The sequence below is a fragment of the Polymorphospora sp. A560 genome, from assembly GCF_045781765.1.
In the GTDB taxonomy this organism is placed as follows: Bacteria; Actinomycetota; Actinomycetes; order Mycobacteriales; family Micromonosporaceae; genus Polymorphospora; species Polymorphospora lycopeni.
On the sequence record NZ_CP122282.1, the window covers coordinates 6,986,795 to 7,003,216 of the forward strand.

19 protein-coding genes are annotated in these 16,422 nt (G+C 73.9%); 7 read left to right on the forward strand and 12 right to left on the reverse strand.

Annotation, left to right across the window (positions count from 1 at the left end):
* Positions 1 to 11: 11 nt before the first annotated feature.
* Positions 12 to 524, reverse strand: coding sequence for a GNAT family N-acetyltransferase (locus tag QCD66_RS31415; RefSeq protein ID WP_364218206.1), 513 nt, complete (start codon positions 522 to 524; stop codon positions 12 to 14).
* Positions 521 to 736: a biotin/lipoyl-binding carrier protein gene (locus QCD66_RS31420; protein ID WP_407567264.1), complete on the reverse strand. Its 216-nt coding sequence runs from the start codon at positions 734 to 736 to the stop codon at positions 521 to 523. Before QCD66_RS31420 ends, QCD66_RS31415 begins: the two co-directional genes overlap by 4 nt.
* Before the next feature lie 157 nt (positions 737 to 893).
* Here QCD66_RS31420 and QCD66_RS31425 point away from each other — a divergent pair, with 157 nt between their 5' ends.
* Complete coding sequence (locus QCD66_RS31425) at positions 894 to 968, forward strand: 50S ribosomal protein bL37 (protein ID WP_369814844.1); 75 nt, start codon at positions 894 to 896, stop codon at positions 966 to 968.
* 97 nt (positions 969 to 1,065) lie between these two features.
* On the opposite strand, the gene rsrA is transcribed toward QCD66_RS31425, so the two are convergent.
* From rsrA to QCD66_RS31450, 5 genes are all read right to left on the reverse strand, one after another.
* A complete protein-coding gene (gene rsrA, locus QCD66_RS31430; RefSeq protein ID WP_357533220.1) occupies positions 1,066 to 1,350 on the reverse strand; it encodes a mycothiol system anti-sigma-R factor in 285 nt (94 codons plus the stop codon).
* Between the two features lie 6 nt (positions 1,351 to 1,356).
* A complete protein-coding gene (locus tag QCD66_RS31435; protein ID WP_375735437.1) occupies positions 1,357 to 2,166 on the reverse strand; it encodes a sigma-70 family RNA polymerase sigma factor in 810 nt (269 codons plus the stop codon).
* Between the two features lie 249 nt (positions 2,167 to 2,415).
* Positions 2,416 to 3,036 (reverse strand): alpha/beta family hydrolase, encoded by a 621-nt coding sequence (locus QCD66_RS31440; RefSeq protein ID WP_407566900.1) that lies wholly within the window; start codon positions 3,034 to 3,036, stop codon positions 2,416 to 2,418.
* A gap of 108 nt (positions 3,037 to 3,144) precedes the next feature.
* Positions 3,145 to 3,534 carry a WhiB family transcriptional regulator gene (locus tag QCD66_RS31445; RefSeq protein WP_357533226.1) on the reverse strand — a complete coding sequence of 130 codons (390 nt, stop codon included), beginning with the start codon at positions 3,532 to 3,534 and terminating at the stop codon, positions 3,145 to 3,147.
* Between the two features lie 188 nt (positions 3,535 to 3,722).
* The gene (locus QCD66_RS31450) at positions 3,723 to 4,451 is read right to left on the reverse strand and encodes an SOS response-associated peptidase (RefSeq protein WP_364218201.1); all 729 of its coding nucleotides are present in this window, start codon (positions 4,449 to 4,451) and stop codon (positions 3,723 to 3,725) included.
* A gap of 98 nt (positions 4,452 to 4,549) precedes the next feature.
* Here QCD66_RS31450 and aroA point away from each other — a divergent pair, with 98 nt between their 5' ends.
* The 4 genes from aroA to QCD66_RS31470 all read left to right on the forward strand — a co-directional run bounded on the left by aroA (position 4,550) and on the right by QCD66_RS31470 (position 8,692).
* Positions 4,550 to 5,848 (forward strand): 3-phosphoshikimate 1-carboxyvinyltransferase, encoded by a 1,299-nt coding sequence (gene aroA / locus QCD66_RS31455; RefSeq protein ID WP_375735296.1) that lies wholly within the window; start codon positions 4,550 to 4,552, stop codon positions 5,846 to 5,848.
* A gap of 129 nt (positions 5,849 to 5,977) precedes the next feature.
* The gene (gene rsgA / locus QCD66_RS31460; protein WP_375735316.1) at positions 5,978 to 6,877 is read left to right on the forward strand and encodes a ribosome small subunit-dependent GTPase A; all 900 of its coding nucleotides are present in this window, start codon (positions 5,978 to 5,980) and stop codon (positions 6,875 to 6,877) included.
* Between the two features lie 46 nt (positions 6,878 to 6,923).
* On the forward strand, positions 6,924 to 7,718 hold the full coding sequence (hisN, locus tag QCD66_RS31465) for a histidinol-phosphatase (protein WP_364218197.1): 795 nt from the start codon (positions 6,924 to 6,926) through the stop codon (positions 7,716 to 7,718).
* Positions 7,719 to 7,828: 110 nt separating this feature from the next.
* Positions 7,829 to 8,692 carry a hypothetical protein gene (locus QCD66_RS31470; RefSeq protein WP_375735317.1) on the forward strand — a complete coding sequence of 288 codons (864 nt, stop codon included), beginning with the start codon at positions 7,829 to 7,831 and terminating at the stop codon, positions 8,690 to 8,692.
* Positions 8,693 to 8,700: 8 nt separating this feature from the next.
* On the opposite strand, the gene QCD66_RS31475 is transcribed toward QCD66_RS31470, so the two are convergent.
* Together QCD66_RS31475 and QCD66_RS31480 are read right to left on the reverse strand one after the other, a co-directional pair.
* The gene (locus QCD66_RS31475) at positions 8,701 to 9,903 is read right to left on the reverse strand and encodes a glycosyltransferase (RefSeq protein ID WP_364218195.1); all 1,203 of its coding nucleotides are present in this window, start codon (positions 9,901 to 9,903) and stop codon (positions 8,701 to 8,703) included.
* Between the two features lie 83 nt (positions 9,904 to 9,986).
* Positions 9,987 to 11,318 carry an ANTAR domain-containing protein gene (locus QCD66_RS31480; RefSeq protein ID WP_375735297.1) on the reverse strand — a complete coding sequence of 444 codons (1,332 nt, stop codon included), beginning with the start codon at positions 11,316 to 11,318 and terminating at the stop codon, positions 9,987 to 9,989.
* Between the two features lie 214 nt (positions 11,319 to 11,532).
* On the opposite strand from QCD66_RS31480, the gene QCD66_RS31485 reads away from it, so the two are divergent.
* Complete coding sequence (locus QCD66_RS31485) at positions 11,533 to 12,267, forward strand: ATP-binding protein (protein ID WP_375735298.1); 735 nt, start codon at positions 11,533 to 11,535, stop codon at positions 12,265 to 12,267.
* Positions 12,268 to 12,301: 34 nt separating this feature from the next.
* Here the strand turns inward: QCD66_RS31485 and QCD66_RS31490 are convergent, their stop codons facing one another.
* Positions 12,302 to 13,453, reverse strand: coding sequence for a SigB/SigF/SigG family RNA polymerase sigma factor (locus tag QCD66_RS31490; protein WP_375735299.1), 1,152 nt, complete (start codon positions 13,451 to 13,453; stop codon positions 12,302 to 12,304).
* Between the two features lie 251 nt (positions 13,454 to 13,704).
* Here QCD66_RS31490 and QCD66_RS31495 point away from each other — a divergent pair, with 251 nt between their 5' ends.
* Positions 13,705 to 14,274 carry a DUF5709 domain-containing protein gene (locus QCD66_RS31495; protein ID WP_375735300.1) on the forward strand — a complete coding sequence of 190 codons (570 nt, stop codon included), beginning with the start codon at positions 13,705 to 13,707 and terminating at the stop codon, positions 14,272 to 14,274.
* A 21-nt stretch (positions 14,275 to 14,295) separates the two neighbouring features.
* On the opposite strand, the gene QCD66_RS31500 is transcribed toward QCD66_RS31495, so the two are convergent.
* Both QCD66_RS31500 and macS read right to left on the reverse strand, forming a co-directional pair.
* Entirely contained in the window at positions 14,296 to 14,928 is a 633-nt protein-coding gene (locus QCD66_RS31500; protein ID WP_357533452.1) for a response regulator transcription factor, read from the reverse strand.
* A 201-nt stretch (positions 14,929 to 15,129) separates the two neighbouring features.
* A complete protein-coding gene (gene macS / locus QCD66_RS31505; protein ID WP_375735301.1) occupies positions 15,130 to 16,311 on the reverse strand; it encodes a MacS family sensor histidine kinase in 1,182 nt (393 codons plus the stop codon).
* Positions 16,312 to 16,422 lie beyond the last annotated feature (111 nt).

Below are 16,422 nucleotides of genomic sequence, written 5' to 3' on the forward strand. Positions count from 1 at the left end.
GCAGCCGCGTTCTACGGCCCGGCGGTGGTGAGGTCGTACCGCCAGGCGATCAGGTCGACCCCGGGCACCGGCGACCAGTCGGCACCGGGCGTACGCACGAAGCCCACCCGGTGGTAGAGCCGGTGCGCCGGCTCGGTGAACGTCCGGGTGGAGATCACCACGGCGTGGCAGCCCAGCTCGGCGGCCCGGGCCAGGCAGGCCCGGGTGAGGGCCTCGCCGACCCCCCGGCCCTGGGCGGCGGGATCGACGGACAGCATCCGGAACTCGGCCTCGCCGGTGCCGGCCAGCTCGGCGTACCTGGAACCGGGAAGCACGAAGGTGACCGAGCCGAGCAGCCGGCCGGTCACCTCGTCGACCGCGACGAGCAGCTCACCCGTGGCGGCCCGGCCCGCCACGTCGGCGAGCGTCGGCGCGTAGCCGCGGTCCTCCTTGAGCTGGCCGTCCGCCTCGTACGCGGCGAGGGTCAGCCGGGCGACCGTGTCGAACTCGGCCGGCTCGGCCGGCCGTACGACCACCGGGCTCATTCGATGACGGCGATCAGGTCGCCCTCCTGGACCACGTCACCCTCGTTGACGGCGAGCCGGGCGAGTACCCCGGCGGACTCGGCGACGACCGGAATCTCCATCTTCATCGATTCCAGGATCACCAGCGTGTCGCCGTCGGCGACGGAGTCGCCGACGGCCGCGACGACCTTCCAGACGTTCGCCACCATTTCGGCGCGGATCTCCTCGGCCATCGGGTCGCCCTCCTCGTCGGTGAGTGTGCGTGCGAACGGTATCCAATCATGCGACGGCATGCGGCAGGGTGAAAGGTGGGAAGGGTGGCGGGCCGGACTAGCATCATCGGGTCCGCTCCCGCCAAACGGGAGAGCCGTTCCGTTCAGGGAGGCCAGCATGGCGAAGAAGTCCCGGAAGAAGAAGGCCCGGAAGAAGAGCGCCGCCAACCACGGCAAGCGCCCCAACTCCTGAGCGCCGACGACGATCGCCGCCGGCGTACCGGAGTCCGGTACGCCGGCGGCGATCGTCGTTTCGTGGATCCGGCGGGCCGGCGCGGCCGGCCGGTCCCCTAGTCGGGCAGGTATTCGCGGGTCTCGGCCTCGACGACCAGTTCGCCGAGGCGGGCCCGCAGCCGGGCGCGCAGCTCCACCGGCGCGGTCTCGTTGCCGCAGCAGCGCGCCACCAGCGCCTTGACCTCCTGCTCGATGCCGTACTGCCGAAGGCAGGGCGAGCACTCGTCGAGGTGGTCGCGGATCAGGTCGCGCCGTTCGTCGCCGCACTCGAGGTCGAGATAGAGGTAGACCTCGGCGAGGACGTCGGTGCAGTCGGTCTCGTGTGGTTCACCGCAGCTCACGGTCGCTCACACCTCCTGACCGGCTGATCCGGTCCCGGACGTCGACGGGACCCCGTTGAAGCCCCGCTCGGCAGCGTAGCGCTCCAGCATCTTGCGCAGATTCCGGCGTCCGCGGTGCAACCGGGACATGACGGTGCCGATCGGGGTGCCCATGATTTCGGCGATCTCCTTGTAGGAGAACCCCTCGACGTCGGCGAGGTAGACCGCGAGCCGGAACTCCTCGGGCAACTGCTGGAGGGCGTTCTTGATGTCGCTGTCGGGCAGCCGCTCGAGCGCCTCGGTCTCGGCCGATTTCAGCCCGCTCGACGTGTGCGACTCGGCCTCGGCGAGCTGCCAGTCGGTGATCTCCTCGGTCGGCGCCTGGATCGGCTGGCGCTGCCGGCGCCGGTAGGAGTTGATGTAGGTGTTGGTCAGGATCCGGTAGAGCCAGGCCTTGAGGTTGGTGCCCTCTTCGAACTGGTGGAAGGCGGAGTATGCCTTCAGGTAGGTCTCCTGGACCAGGTCTTCGGCGTCAGCCGGATTGCGGGTCATCCGCAGCCCGGCGGCGTACAACTGGTCGACGAACGGCAACGCGTCGCGTTCGAACCGTGTCCGGCGTTCGTCCGTCTTCTCTGAAGTCAACCGCACGTCTCCTCGCGTGACCCGTCCCGCCGAGGATACGCGCTCGACAGCGCCGGCAGTTCGGGTTCGGGCGGGAGTGCCGACGGTCACGCCGTCAGGCTCGGGCGTCGCCGGCCACTCGGGAGCCGTGAGCAGCCGCTGGACGCGCGTCGCCTCCCGGTCGCTCTGCTCCCGGTCGCGTGTCTCGGTTCGCACCGGATCAAACCCCCCTCGCTAGCGAAGCTTCCGGGGGTTGTAACGCACAGCTACCGCCCCGACATTCCGTCCGGGTGGCCACCCACCCTGGTCCCGGCAGTGGCGTGGGCCACCACTGGGACCAGGAAGGGCCTGGGAGAGTCGGACCCGGCCGGTGTCGGCCGGACGGTCCGGGGAGCCTGCCGGCTCACCCGGTGCAACGACGGCCGGGCGGGCCAGGACACGGTCCGTGCCCGGACCACGCGCCGGTCAGCCGGCGAAGCCGTGGGCGCGCAGCCAGTCGACCACCACCGTGGCCGTGGTGGCGGGACCGCGCCGCAGGTCGTGCCCCTCGCCGGGACGGACGAAGACCTCGACCCCGGGCGACGCGGACGGCACCCCGAAGGCGTCCCGGTCACCGTTCACGACCACGGTCGGCACCCCGCTCGCCAGTTCGGCGGCCCGGGACCGTTCCGGCCGGCCGGGCGGGTGCAGCGGGAACGCCAGCGCCACGACCGCCGCCGCGTCGAGCGCGGCGGCGGTGCGGCAGGCGACCCGCGCTCCGCTGGACCGGCCGCCGACCAGCAGCGGCAGGCCGGCGGCGACCGCGCCGTCGGCCCGCAGTGCGGCGACGGCGGCCGTCCACGCCTCGTCGAGGTGGGCGGCCGGTGCCGGCGCCCGGCGGCCGGCGACCCGGTAGGGCTGGGTCATCCGGACGACGGTCAGTCCGGCCGCGACCGCCCGCTCCCGCACGGCGACCAGGTCGGGCGCGTCGACGTCACCACCCGCCCCGTGGCCGAGCACGAGCAGGCCACGCGCCGGACCGGCCGCGGGATCGAGGGCGAGCCGCGCGGGTCCGCGCGGCGTCGGAACTTCCCAGGTACGCCCCATCCGGCCATTGTGCGTCGCGTAGACCCGACGGCCCGGCAGATCGCCCCGTGGTGTCGCCGGCGTGGCGGTCGCCTCCGGCGTGCGCCCGGGACGGCCCGGGCGCACGGGTCAGCGGGTCGGCACCAGGTCGAGCAGTTGGCGTAGGTCGGGCCCCGGCTCGTCGGCCCCGTCCGGGTCCGGCCCGAGCTGGCTGCGCCAGGCCACCAGCATCGCCCGCCGTTCGCGTGGGGTCGTCGCGCCCCACACCCCGTGACAGTCACCGACGTCCAGCGCCCAGGCGAGGCAGGCACCCTGCACGTCGCAGGTGCGGCACAACGCGATGGCCGCGTCCGCCGGCTCGCTCGGCGCCGGAAAGAACGTCTCTGGGTCCACGCTCTGGCATACACCCCTGGTCCGCCAGGCATCGTCGAGTTGTCGCTCGTCGAGGGCCCGGATCAGTCTCGGGTCCCTTCGTGCCGCGGCAACCTCGTGCGGGCGTGGCATCCGCGCCCGTGTCATCCACCCACCTCCCCCGTGGGACCGGCAAAGCATCCATGGACGCCATTCGCCCGGTGCGAATCGACACCCACTGCCGGCGCTGTGTTGTATCGCACAAACAGCAGTGGAGACAAGGGTTTGCCGCCCAACAGGGGAAAATACAAGGCGACATATCGCCCTTAAAAGCGATGAACAGGATGGGCTTCTGTTCAGAACAATGTCAATTCCACCGGCGCTTCGGCAGGCGCTCCGAGTGGCCCCGCCGGCACCCGGGAAACCAGTTCCGGTCCGTCATTGCGGACGTCGCCGACAGCCGGTCCGACCGGACGGATCTCGATTCCGGAGAGCACCTCGTCGCCGGGTGGCACCAACAGTTCCGCCGGCTCGCCACCACCGGCCAGCCAGCCGTCCCAGCGGTCGGCGGTGAGCAGCAACGGCATCCGGTCGTGGACCAGCGCCAGGTCACCGGCCGCGGCCATGGTCAGCACGCTGCAGGTCAGCAGCGGCTCCGCCCCGTCACCCCAGACCGACCAGATGCCGGCGAGGGCGAGCACGCCGCCGTCGCGCGGGGTCATGAAATACGCCTGCTTTCGCGCACCCCCGGTGCCCCGCACCCACTCGTACCAGCCGTCGGCCGGGACCAGGCAACGCCGGCGGGCGAACGGACGGGCGTACGCGGCCGTGGTGGCGACCGTCTCGGCCCGGGCGTTGATCATGCGGGCGGCGCCCCGGGCGTCCTTGGCCCACGACGGCACGAGCCCCCACCGGGCCACCGAGAGCGTCCGGCCCGCATGGGTCGTCGACATCCGCACGATCGGCACCGGGTCGGTCGGCGCGACGTTGTAGTCGGCCCCGACCCGCCCGCCCGTGTCGTCGTACGACTCGAAGAGCGCGCTGAGATCCGTCGCGCTCCGGGTCGTCGCGTACCGCCCACACATGCGACACACGCTAATCCACCGGGACCACCCGTCCCGATCAGCGGGAGCCGGCCCGGCGCCGGTCCCGCCCGGTCGGCGCGGCACGGCAGACTGTAGGCGTGGCCAACCCGACCGCGACCCGCCCGCCCCAGCCGTGGACCGCACCGACCGCGACCGATCCGGTCGACCTGGGCGTGCACCTGCCCGGCTCCAAGTCGATCACGGCCCGGGCCCTCGTGCTCAGCGCGCTCGCCGACGGGCCGTCGACCCTGCACCTGCCGCTACGCGCCCGCGACACCGAACTGATGGCCGCCGGGCTGCGCAACCTCGGCATCGGCGTCTCCACCAACGACGACAACCGCTGGGTGGTCCGGCCGCAGCCGCTGCGCGGTCCCGCGCACGTCGACGTCGGGCTGGCCGGCACCGTCATGCGGTTCGGGCCTCCGGTCGCCGGCCTCACCGACGGGCCGGTCACCTTCGACGGCGACCCGGTGGCCCGCACCCGGCCACTCGGCCCGCTGCTCGGGGCGCTGCGCACGCTGGGTGTACGCCTCGACGTCGCGCCCACCGGCGGGCTGCCGCTGACCGTCCACGGCACCGGCCGGGTGGCCGGTGGCGAGGTCACCATCGACGCCTCCGCCTCCAGCCAGTTCGTCTCCGGCCTGCTGCTGGCCGCGCCCCGCTTCGACCGCGGCGTGGTGGTGCGCCACCAGGGCCCGCCGGTCCCGTCCGCGCCACACCTGCGGATGACGACCCGGATGCTGCGGGCCGCCGGTGCCGCCGTCGACGACGGCACCCCGGACGTGTGGACCGTGGAACCCGGACGGCTCTCCGGGCGCGAGTGGGACATCGAACCCGACCTGTCCGGCGCCGTGCCCTACTTCGCCGCCGCCCTGGTCACCGGCGGCCGGGTGACCCTGCGCGGCTGGCCGCGCAACAGCGCGCAACCGGTCGACCAGCTCCGTACGCTGCTGCACCAGCTCGGCGGTCAGGTGACCCTCGACGCCGAGGGGCTGACCGTACGCGGCACCGGGACGGTCCACGGCATCGACGCCGACCTGTCCGAGGTGGCGGAGCTGACCCCGGCGGTCGCCGCGCTGGCCGCGCTCGCCGACTCGCCGTCGAAGCTGCGCGGCGTCGCCCACATCCGCGGCCACGAGACCGACCGGCTCGCCGCCCTCGCCCGCGAGCTGACCGGGCTCGGCGCCGATGTCACCGAGACCTCCGACGGCCTCGACATCCGGCCGCGTCCGCTGCACGGCGGTGGCTTCGAGACCTACCACGACCACCGGATGGCGCACGCCGCGGCGATCGTCGGGCTGGCGGTGCCCGGGGTCGAACTCAGCGACGTGACGTGCACCGCGAAGACACAGCCCGAGTTTCCGGCACTATGGTCGGCAATGGTGGCCGGAGACTGAGGGGGCGGACCGCTGGCGGGTCGGAAGCGGGAATACGACGAGGACGACGTACGGGTCCGTCCGGGTAGATCGTCGCGGCCCCGCACCCGGACCCGGCCCCGGCACGCCGCCGCCGTCGACGGCTTCGTCATCGCCGTCGACCGGGGCCGCTACACCTGCGTGCTCGACGAGTCGGCCACCCGGGTCACCGCGATGCGCGCCCGCGAACTGGGCCGCAAGTCGGTCGTCGTCGGTGACCGCGTCTCGCTGGTCGGCGACACCTCGGGAGCGCCCGGCGCGCTGGCCCGGATCGTACGGATCGCCGAGCGCAGTTCGGTGCTGCGGCGCACCGCCGACGACGACGAGACCACCGCCGAGGGCCGGCTCGAACGGGTCGTGGTCGCCAACGCCGACCAGCTCGTCATCGTGACCGCCCTGGCCGACCCGCCGCCGCGGACCGGGTTCGTCGACCGCTGCCTGGTCGCCGCGTACGACGCCGACATCGAGCCGCTGCTCTGCCTCACCAAGGCCGACCTCGCCGGCCCGGAGGCGGTCCTGGACTACTACACCGAACTCGACCTGCCGTACGTGCTGGTGCGGCCGGACTCCGACCTGGGCGGGTTGCGCGAGCGGCTCGCCGGCCGGATCTCGGTCCTCGTCGGCCACTCCGGGGTGGGCAAGTCGACGCTGGTCAACCGGCTGGTTCCGGACGCCGACCGGGCGGTCGGCACGGTCAGCGCCATCGGTCGCGGCCGGCACACGTCGACCAGCGCGGTCGCGCTGCCGCTGCCCGGCGCCACCGACCCGGGATGGATCGTCGACACCCCCGGCGTACGCAGCTTCGGGCTGGCCCACGTGTCGGCCGAGAGCCTGCTGCACGGCTTCCCCGACCTGGTCGAGGGCACCGTCGACTGCCCGCCCAACTGCGAGCACACCGCCGGCGAGACGGAGTGTGCCCTCGACGCCTGGGTGGCGGCCGGCAACGCCGACCCGCGCCGGCTGCAGTCCTACCGCCGCCTGCTGGCATCCCGGGCCGGCGAGATCGAATAGCGGTCCGCGCGCGGGCCGCTCGCCGCCATCGGCTACGTTTCCCGCCATGGCCCGGTACGCCGACGACCTCTCCCTTGCCCATCTGCTCGCCGACACCGCGGACTCGATCTCGATGGCCCGGTTCCGCGCCCTGGACCTGCACGTCGAGTCCAAGCCCGACCTGACCCCGGTCTCCGACGCGGACACCGCCGTGGAGAAGGCCGTCCGCGCCACGCTGGCGCGTACCCGGCCGCGCGACGGGGTGCTGGGCGAGGAGTTCGGCGCGTCCGAGGCCGCCGCCGGCCCGAGCACCCGCCAGTGGGTCGTCGACCCGATCGACGGCACCAAGAACTTCGTGCGTGGCGTGCCGATCTGGGCCACCCTGATCGCCCTGATGGAGGGCGACCAGCCGGTCGTCGGGCTGGTGTCCGCACCGGCGCTGGGCCGGCGCTGGTGGGCGGCGGTCGGGCACGGGGCGTACGCCGGCCGGCACACCGCCGCCGCCACCCCGATCCGGACCTCCGCCGTACGCCGGCTCGGCGACGCCAGCTTCTGCTACTCGTCGCTGTCCGGCTGGGAGGAGAACGGCCGGCTCGACGCGATGCTCGGCATCATGCGGCAGAGCTGGCGCACCCGCGCGTACGGCGACTTCTACGGCTACATGCTCCTCGCCGAGGGCGCGGTGGACGTGATGGTGGAGCCGGAACTGTCGCTGTGGGACCTCGCCGCGCTGATCCCGATCGTCACCGAGGCCGGTGGCCGGTTCAGCGACCTCGCCGGCCGGCCGGGCCCCGGCGGCGGCAGCGCGGTGGCGACCAACGGCCCGCTGCACGAGGACATCCTGCTCCGGCTGACCCGCTGACCGGTCGGCCCGCGCGGGCGCGGGTGCCGTGAGCACCACGAGATGAAGCGGGGCGCCGAAGCATCTATCCTCGCCCAGTGATCTCGACGGGTTGGTGCTTCCTGGCGGCGATGGTCGCCGCGTACGGCCTCGCCAACCTCCTCCAGTCGATCGCCGCGACCCGGACCGGCGTGCACCGCCGGATCGACCCGGGGCTGCTGGTCCGGCTCGCCGGCCAGCCGGTCTACCTCTTCGGGCTGGGCTTCCAGACCCTCGGTTTCGGGCTGGCCTTCCTGGCCCGTCGGGATCTGCCGCTGTTCCTCGTGCAGTCCAGCGTCGCCGCCGGGCTGGGGGTGACCGCGGTGCTCGGCGTACTGGTGCTGAGATGGCGCCTGCCGCGCGCGGAGATCGCGTTGCTGGTGCTGCTGTTCGTCGGGATCGGGGCGCTGGTCCTGTCGGCCCGGCCGGCGCCCGCCAAGCCGATCGGGATCGCCCTGGTCGTCGGGCTGGTGGTGGCCCTGGGCGTGGTCGCGCTGCTCGGGGTGTTCGCCGTACGCCTGCACGGGGTGCCCGGCTCGGTGGCGCTGGGTTCCCTCGCCGGGCTGGCGTTCTCCGCCGCCGCGGTGGCGGCCCGCCCGCTGGCGTCGGTCGACTCGTGGGGCGCCTGCGTCCGCAGCCCGCTGTTCCACCTGCTGATCGCCCACTCGGTCGTCGGGCAACTGCTGCTCGCGCTGGCCATGCAGCGCGGTTCGACGACGGCGGCGGTGGCCGCGATGGACGCGGCGGGCGCGCTGCCGGCGGCGGTCGTCGGCCTGGCCCTGCTCAACGACAAGATCTGGCCGGGCCGGGAGTGGCTGGCCGCGCTCGGTTTCCTGGTCACCCTGGTTTCGGTGATCGGCCTGACCCGGTACGCCGAACCGCAGCACCACCACGCGGTGGCCGGCCAGCCGGCCGGCACGGATGCCCGGTCGGCCGCCCCTGTCGGCCGGCGCTGATCCGTCGGTCAGTTCTCCGCCGGGCGGCGACGGCGTACCACCCGCTCGTAGAGGCGCTCCAGCGCCCCGGCCGTACGGTCCCAGGTGTAGCTGCACCGGACCCGGTCCACCGCCGCGTGCCCGTACGCGAACCGGCCCGCGTCGTCGGCGAGCAGCCGGCGCAGGGTGATACCGAGCCCGCGTACGTCGCCGGTCTGGACGAGCCGGCCGGTGACCTCGTCGAGGACCGTGTCGGTGATCCCGCCGAACGCGTAGCCGACGACCGGCACGCCGCAGGCCATCGCCTCCAGCGGGACCCGGCCGGCCGACGCGTAGCGGGGGGTGCAGGCGACCACGTCCGCGGAGCGGTACCAGGCCGGCATCTGCTCGTGCGGCACCGCACCGACCAGGCGTACCCGTTCGCCGACCCCGTGGCGCCGGGCGAGTTCGCCCAGCCGGCGGGCCTCGGCGTGGTTGGCCAGTTCGCCGGCCGGCGGGCCGCCGGCGATGACGAGTTCGACGTCACCGACGAGCCGCATCGCCCGGATCAGGTCGTCGTGTCCGTGCCGCGGCCCGAGACCGCCGACGGACAGGATGCGCGGCTTGCGGTCCCGGGGTACGGCCTCGCCGTCGGGGTGGAACCGGGTGGTGTCGACCCCGGCCGGCACCACGGTCACCGCGGCCCGTTGCAGTCCCATCCGGGTGAGTTCGTCGACCTCGTCGGTGGACTGCGCGACGGCCATGTCGACGGCCCGGGTGAGGGCGAGTTCGAGCGGGATCCGCTCCCCCGGCCCGTCGTAGTCACGGCCGAGATGACGCAACTGCTCGGCGCCGAGCGAGTGGAACGTCTGCACGACCGGGATGTCGGTGGCGCGGACGGCGTTGGCCGCGGCGAGCCCGCCCAGCCAGAAGTGCCCGTGGACGATTTCCGGCTCCCAGTCACCGCCGGACCAGCGTTCGCTGAGCCAGCGGCCGTACTCGGGCACGTACGGCACCAGCGGTGCGGTGGGCGTGCGGCTGGACGGGCCGACCGGGACCCGCTCGATCCGGTAGCCGTCGACCGTGACGGTGGCCTCGGCGGCGGGATCCTCGCGCCGTTCGTAGACCCGTACCTCGTGCCCGAGGCCGGTCAGTTCGGCGGCGACCCGGGCGACGTGCTCGTGGGTGCTGGCGGATGTCGTCCGGTCCGTACCCACCGGTCCGGCATGGGCGCACACGAGTCCGACACGCATAGGCTCACCTCCGCGACGGTCAGGGTTGTCGGAGCCTCTGGTCAGAGGCTCCCATTAACCACTGGGCGGGGAGACGAAACGTGTCAACTCGGTCGGCCGGGCGCGGGGCGGCCGCCGGGTGGCCGTCCGTCGGCCCCGAACCGGCCGGTGCCGCCCCGGTCGCCGGTACGCCGTCCGGTGGCCGGACCGCCCGGGTCGGCGGCGACCGGTCGCCAGCTCATCAACACCAGGTCGCCGAGCCGCGCCGCCCGTACCTCGTACCCGCCGCCCGGCTGCCCCTCTTGGGCCGTCGGCGGCCGGACCCCGGCGAGGGACCGGGGCAGCCCGTCGGTGAGGACGTCGCGACAGAACGGGAACAGCTCGCCGGGGCCGACACCGGGCAGGGCGGTCAGCAGGGTCGTGCCGGCCAGCCGTACGCCGTGCCGGTCCGCGCACCGCGCGGCCAGGTCGTTGAACTGCGCGAACTCGAAGTCGGCCGGTTCGGCGCCGGCCCGACGCGCCCGCAGTGCGGCGGCCGGCACCACGCTCGCGTCGAGCACGGCCCGGATCCAGTCCGGCGGTGCGGCGCCGGCACCGCCGGTCAGCCGCACCACGCCACGGGCGACCACGTCGGCGGCCGCCATCAGGTAGGTCTGCCGGGTGTGGTCGAGGTCGACCGGCACCCGCCAGGTCAGGCCGACGACCCCGAGCAGCCGGCCGCGGTGGGTGAGCGGCAGCGCCGCGCAGGCGGCCAGCCGGGCGTTCAGCTCCAGAAGCCGTGGGTACGTCCGCCGTACCGCGTCCCGGTCGGGCAGCAGGACGGGGCTCCGGTCGCGGGCGGCGTCGGTCAGCGGGGTGTCGATCTGGGGCGGTATCCGGGCCCACTGGCTGGCCAGCTCGGCCGGTATCCCACGGGCGGCGACGACCCGCAGTGCCCCGTCGGGTTCGGTCAGCGCCAGCACCACCGAGCCGGGGCCGGGCCAGTCCGGTCCGGTCTCCGCCAGCGCCTCCACCAGGTCGTCGTACGCTTCCGCCGCGTCCACCCGGGTGACCATCAGCAGGTGCCGGCTGTGCGCCACGAGCCGGTCGGTCCCGGCCCGTCCGTCGTCCCGGTCCGGGGTCGCGGGCGCGGTCGTACCGTCGTCCTCGGCCGGAACCGACGGCCGGGCGGCGGCGGCCCGGAGCCGGCCGACGGTCGGGGGCGGGGCGACCCGGGCGACGGTACGCGCCGCCACCTCGACCAGCCGGACGTTGGTCCGTTGCGACACCCGGCGGAGCCGGTCGAACGCCTCCTCGGCGGTGATCCGCTCACGGGCCATCAGCACGCCCTTGGCCTGTTCGATGATCGCCCGGCCGCGCATCGCGGTACGCAGACCGTCGCGTTCGGCCCGGAGTTGCTCGACGACGGCGGCGAGCGGATCCGGCCCCTCCGTCACGACAGGTCCCGGGCGGTGGGCCACCATGATCTGTTCCGGCACATGGCCGGGCCGGTACCCGGAAGATCGCCCCGGGGAAACGCCCGGCCGCATGTCCCGGTGTGGCACGGGGTACCGGAAACACGGAACCCGGCCGGGTGCGTGGCGGCCTGCGACCATCGGTGCGGAATCATCCGCTGCGCGCCGGTGGACCGACATGCACAATGGAGCGATCATGCCGACCGACGTGCGATGCCTGGTGAAGAGTGACGACCCGAGCGGGCTCGTCGAACTCGTCGGCGTCCTCGACCTGTCCGCCGCCGGATCGCTGCGGGGCGCGCTGCTGAGATGTCTCGCCGACCGGGGTGACACCGTGGTCGTCGACGTGTCCGGGCTGCGGGTCGACGAGCCGGCGGCGCTAACCGTGTTCCGGGCGGTCGCCGCCGAGGCCGAGCAGTGGCCGGCCGGCCGGTTCGTGCTCTACGTGCCGCCCGGCATGCCGGACACCTCCTGGGGCGAGGCCGGGGTGCCGGTGGCGCGCGACCTGCCCGAGGCGTTCACCCGGCTGGCCGCCCCGGGACCGGTGACCACGCTCCGGGACGACCTGGAGCCGGTCGTGGGAGCCGCCCGCCGGGTCCGCGACCTGGTGACCGAGGGGTGCGGGCGGTGGGACCTGCCGGAGGTCGCCGGCTCGGCGTGCATCGCGGCGACCGAGATGGTCAACAACGTGGTCGCCCACGCCCACACCCCGATGACCATACGGTTGGCGGCCCGCGACGGCGCCCTGCACCTGTCGGTACGGGACTGGTCGACGGTGCTGCCGCGCTTCGGCGGGCCGGTCGCGCCGTCGTCGACCGGCGGCCGGGGCCTGCTTCTGATCGACACGGTCGCCCGCCGCTGGGGGACCACCGCCCTCGACGACGGCAAGGTCGTGTGGGCGATGCTGCACCCCGACGACGAGCCGACCTAGCCACATCCCGCCCGTCGCCGGGCGACCGCCGGCGTCAGCCGGCGGACTTCGGGGACGATTCGAGCAGCGGTTGCAGCCCGGCGGCCTGGAGCGTACGCAGCACCTGCGGCCGGGGCGCGGTGATCCGCAGCCGGACCCCGGCGCCGCGCCCGGCCTCGAAGCCGACCAGGATCGCGGAGATGCCCGCCGCGTCGATGAACGGTACGCCGCCCAGGTCGACGGCGACCTCCGGAACGCCCCGGCGGACCGCTTCGAGCAACCGGTCCCGCAGCAGGCCGGCGTTGTCGCGGTCGACCTCGCCGGCGACCGCGACCACCGCGACCGCCCCGGTGAGCCGGATCCGCACCGACAGGTCCCGCGCGTCGGTCGGCACCACCCCGGCCTGCCAGCGCAGCGGCGCGTCGCTGAACATCGCCTCCCGCAGCCAGGCCAGCGCCCGGCCCAGCAGCCGGGACACGTGCATCTGCGAGATGCCCAGTTCGGCGGCGATCTCGGCCTGGGTGTGGTTGCCGTAGAACCGCAGGGCGAGGATCCGCCGCTCACGGGCCGGCAGCCGGCACAGCAGGGCGCTGACGGTCAGCCGGTCGTCGACCGAGTCGAGGTTGCCGTCCGCGTCGCCGAGCTGGTCGGCCAGCTCGCCGGTCGCGTCGGCGTGGGCCGGCGCGTTCAGCGACATCGCGCTGTAGGCGGCCGACGTCTCCTGCGCGGTCCGGATGTCCTCGGTGCCGGTGCCCATCCGGTCGGCCAGTTCGGCCGTGGTCGGTGCCCGGTGCAGCTCGGTGGTCAGCTCCGCGGTGACCCGGCTGACCTCCATGCTGCGTTCCTGCATCCGGCGCGGGACGTGCACGCCCCAGGTGCGGTCGCGGAAGTGCCGGCGCAGTTCGCCGGCCATGGTGATGGCGGCGAAGCCGGTGAAGGCGCCGCGCCCGGGGTCGTAGCGGTCGACGGCTTTGAGTAGCCCGAGGCGGGCCACCTGCTCCAGGTCCTCCAGCGGCTCTCCCCGCCCCTGGTAACGACGGGCGAGCCGGGCGGCCAGCGGCAGCGCGGCGTGGACGAGCCGCTCCCGGAGCCGGCACCGCTCGGCGGCGTCCGGTGCCAGTCCGGTGACCCGAGCCGCGTAGGACTCGGCCAGTTCGTCGAGCATGCCGGGATCGGTCGGTACGGTCGCGACGGACGTAGGGACCATGGGCAGCCTCCAGGGGGCCGCCACCGCACCGGGCGGTTGGCGGAGGATCGCGGCACAGCGCCGCTGTGCTGACTGATGCCCGCGTCTTGAGCACCCCGTGAAGTCCGGTTCATGGGACTTCTTGCCGGCGACCCTACTGGCCGTTGATCGCGCGGGGCAATGATCGACGGATCATTTTCAGCAGACTTCCAGGAAGCCGGACGCGGCGAAGATCCGGTTACCGCTGTGGCCCGCTGGGTAGTCCGGATGGCATGCGTGCTGACGAGTATCCGAAGCCGGTCTCCGACCCGGAGGCCGACGGCATACCCCGGGTCGCCGACGACGACTCCGCCGCCAAGGACGGCGTCGACACCGGCCGGGAAGCCGACGGCCCCAACCCGGCCACCCTGCCGGCCGACGAGCCGATGGCGGTCGACAGCTTCGGCACCACGGCCGAGGAGCAGCTGCACGGCGAGTCGCTGGACGCCAAGATCGCCCGCGAGCGGCTCGACCCCCCGGTCGAGGAACCCCTCGGTACCCCGGCCGATCCCAGGCTGGCCGACGAGGCGACCAGCGAGGAGGCCGCCGCGCAGGCGCAGTTCGACTCCGACGTGCTCAACCCGGGTCCGACGTCCGACCCGTCGTCCCAGGTGTCGATCTACGACAACGGGAGCCTGGACAGTTCCATCGGCGGGACGGTCGGCCGGCTGGTCGAATCCGACGAGGGCCTGGAGACCGACCGCGAAACCGACTCGATCGCCCACGACGCGGGCGCGGCCGGTGGCGGCGCGACCGAGGAGGAACTGGCGATCCACGAGACCGAGCCACCGCCGCTGCACTGAACCGGACCGGGTGGCCGGGGTTCAGTCCAGGCCGCGCTCGATGGCATACCGGGTCAGTTCCACCCGGTTGTGCAACTGGAGCTTGCCCAGCGTGTTCTGCACGTGGTTCTGCACGGTGCGATGCGACAGGCCGAGCCGCTGCGCGATCTGCTTGTACGACATCCCCTTCGCCACCAGCCGCAGCACCTCGGTCTCCCGGTCGGTGAGCCGGGGCGTACCGGCGTCGTCGGTCGTCTCCGGCTCGGTGGCCAGCCGCCGGTACTCCCCCAGCACCAGCCCGGCGAGCCCCGGGGTGAAGACGGCGTCCCCGGCGGCCGTCCGCCGTACCGCCTCGATGAACTCGTGCGGCGCAGCCGACTTCACCAGATAGCCGGTCGCGCCGGCCTTCACCGCGTCGAGCACACTCTGCTGCTCACCGCTGGCCGACAGCATCAGCACCCGCACGCCGGGTACGGCCGCGACCAGGCCGTGGATGACCTCGACGCCGGAGATGTCGGGCAGTTGGAGGTCCAGCACCACGACGTCGGGGCGGGTGGCCCCGGCGATGCGGACCGCCTGGCGCCCCTCACCGGTGGTCGCGACCACCTCGCAGCCGGCCTCGTCGAGATCGCGCGCCACGCCCTGACGCCACATCGGATGGTCGTCGACCACCATCACCCGGATCGGCTGCTCGCTCACGGCGTCCCCTCGCTTCGCTCACGGCCGCCGTGAGTCAACCCGAGCCAACCGACTCGCTCGCTCCGCTCGCTCACCGCGTCCCCTCGCTCCGCTCACGGCCGCCGTGAGTCAACCCGAGCCAACCGACTCGCTCGCTCCGCTCGCTCACCGCGTCCCCTCGCTCTGGTGTGCCTTCGCTCATGGGTCCAGCCTAGGGACGGTGAGTTCGACCTCGGTGCCCTCACCGGCCACCGAGGTGATGGTGACCGTGCCGCCGAGGTCGCCGATGCGGCCCCGGATCGACTGGGCGACGCCGAGACGTCCCTGGCCGGCCGCCTCGTCCAGCCGGCCGGGGGGCAGACCGGGCCCCTCGTCGCGGACCGAGACGATCACCGCGCCGCCCTCGTCCTCGACCAGCACCCAGGCCCGGGCCTGTGGACCGCAGTGCCGTTCGACGTTGTCGAGTGCCGCGCCGACCGCCGCGCCGATCTCCCGGGCCGTCCCGGCCGGCAGGCGTACGGGAGTGGCCGGCGTGGCGACCGACACCAGCGGGGAGGTGTAACGGCCGATCAACGTACGAAGGTCCAGCAGCTGACCGTCGTCATCAGCCGGCTCCCGCGCGATCAACGCGCGGAGCGCCTCCTCCTGCTCACCGGCCAGTCGGGCCAGTTCACCGGCCTCGCCGTCGAGATGCGCGCCCCGCCGCTGTACGAGCGCGAGCACCTGCAGCACCGAGTCGTGGATGCCCCGGGCCAGCCGTTCCCGCTCCCGGGTGGCGGCTTCCCGCTCCCGGGTCGCCGCCTCCAGCGCCACCGCCCGCTGCCACCGCTCCTCGGCGGCGCTGGTCAACCGCACCACGTGCCCGACCGCGAGCGCGGCGAGCAGCATCAACGCGGTGCCGGTCAGCGACGACCGGGTCAGCCGTTCCCGGACTGCCAGGTCGGCACCACCGACCACCAGCGCGGCGACCACGCCACGTCGCCGGCCACCGGACACCGCCCAGGTCAGCACCGGCCCGGCCTGCCAGGCCACCCCGAGCGTGGGTGCGCCCGCGTTCAACGCCGTACGGCCGACCACCCACGGCGTGACCACCAGGACCGCGACGGACATCAGCAGATCGGCACCGAGCAGCGGCCACCGGCGCCAGACCGGCCGGGCGTACGCGTACGCGGTCGCGACCGTCCATCCGAGCAGCACGACGAGCACCGGCAGCGCGGCCAGCGGCCGGGTGTAGTCGCGCACGTCCCGGGCGACGATGACCAGCACGTACGCCAGCGCGGCGAACCGGAACACCGCGATGGCCCGCCACATCGGCTGCTGGAGGCTGCCCGGCCCCATCGTCGTCACCGGCCCGCCCGGCGGACCGAACCGGCGGGCCACCGCCCACCCCCGCAATCCATCACGTCCCGACGATGTCATATGCCTGACTGATAAACGATCGTGAGGCTTCTCCGCGCAGGTCAGGGATGCGTGGCGCCGTCGTCCGACGTA

What these genes read in the sequence shown, in the direction of transcription:
- QCD66_RS31415 (WP_364218206.1), bottom strand. Translation starts at nt 524, where the DNA reads ATGAGCCCGGTGGTCGTACGGCCGGCCGAGCCGGCCGAGTTCGACACG.
- QCD66_RS31420 (WP_407567264.1), bottom strand. Translation starts at nt 736, where the DNA reads ATGGCCGAGGAGATCCGCGCCGAAATGGTGGCGAACGTCTGGAAGGTC.
- QCD66_RS31440 (WP_407566900.1), bottom strand. Translation starts at nt 3,036, where the DNA reads ATGGGGCGTACCTGGGAAGTTCCGACGCCGCGCGGACCCGCGCGGCTC.
- QCD66_RS31445 (WP_357533226.1), bottom strand. Translation starts at nt 3,534, where the DNA reads ATGACACGGGCGCGGATGCCACGCCCGCACGAGGTTGCCGCGGCACGA.
- QCD66_RS31450 (WP_364218201.1), bottom strand. Translation starts at nt 4,451, where the DNA reads ATGTGTGGGCGGTACGCGACGACCCGGAGCGCGACGGATCTCAGCGCG.
- hisN (WP_364218197.1), top strand. Translation starts at nt 6,924, where the DNA reads ATGGCCCGGTACGCCGACGACCTCTCCCTTGCCCATCTGCTCGCCGAC.
- QCD66_RS31470 (WP_375735317.1), top strand. Translation starts at nt 7,829, where the DNA reads ATGGTCGCCGCGTACGGCCTCGCCAACCTCCTCCAGTCGATCGCCGCG.
- QCD66_RS31475 (WP_364218195.1), bottom strand. Translation starts at nt 9,903, where the DNA reads ATGCGTGTCGGACTCGTGTGCGCCCATGCCGGACCGGTGGGTACGGAC.
- QCD66_RS31485 (WP_375735298.1), top strand. Translation starts at nt 11,533, where the DNA reads ATGCCGACCGACGTGCGATGCCTGGTGAAGAGTGACGACCCGAGCGGG.
- QCD66_RS31490 (WP_375735299.1), bottom strand. Translation starts at nt 13,453, where the DNA reads ATGGTCCCTACGTCCGTCGCGACCGTACCGACCGATCCCGGCATGCTC.
- QCD66_RS31495 (WP_375735300.1), top strand. Translation starts at nt 13,705, where the DNA reads ATGCGTGCTGACGAGTATCCGAAGCCGGTCTCCGACCCGGAGGCCGAC.
- QCD66_RS31500 (WP_357533452.1), bottom strand. Translation starts at nt 14,928, where the DNA reads ATGGTGGTCGACGACCATCCGATGTGGCGTCAGGGCGTGGCGCGCGAT.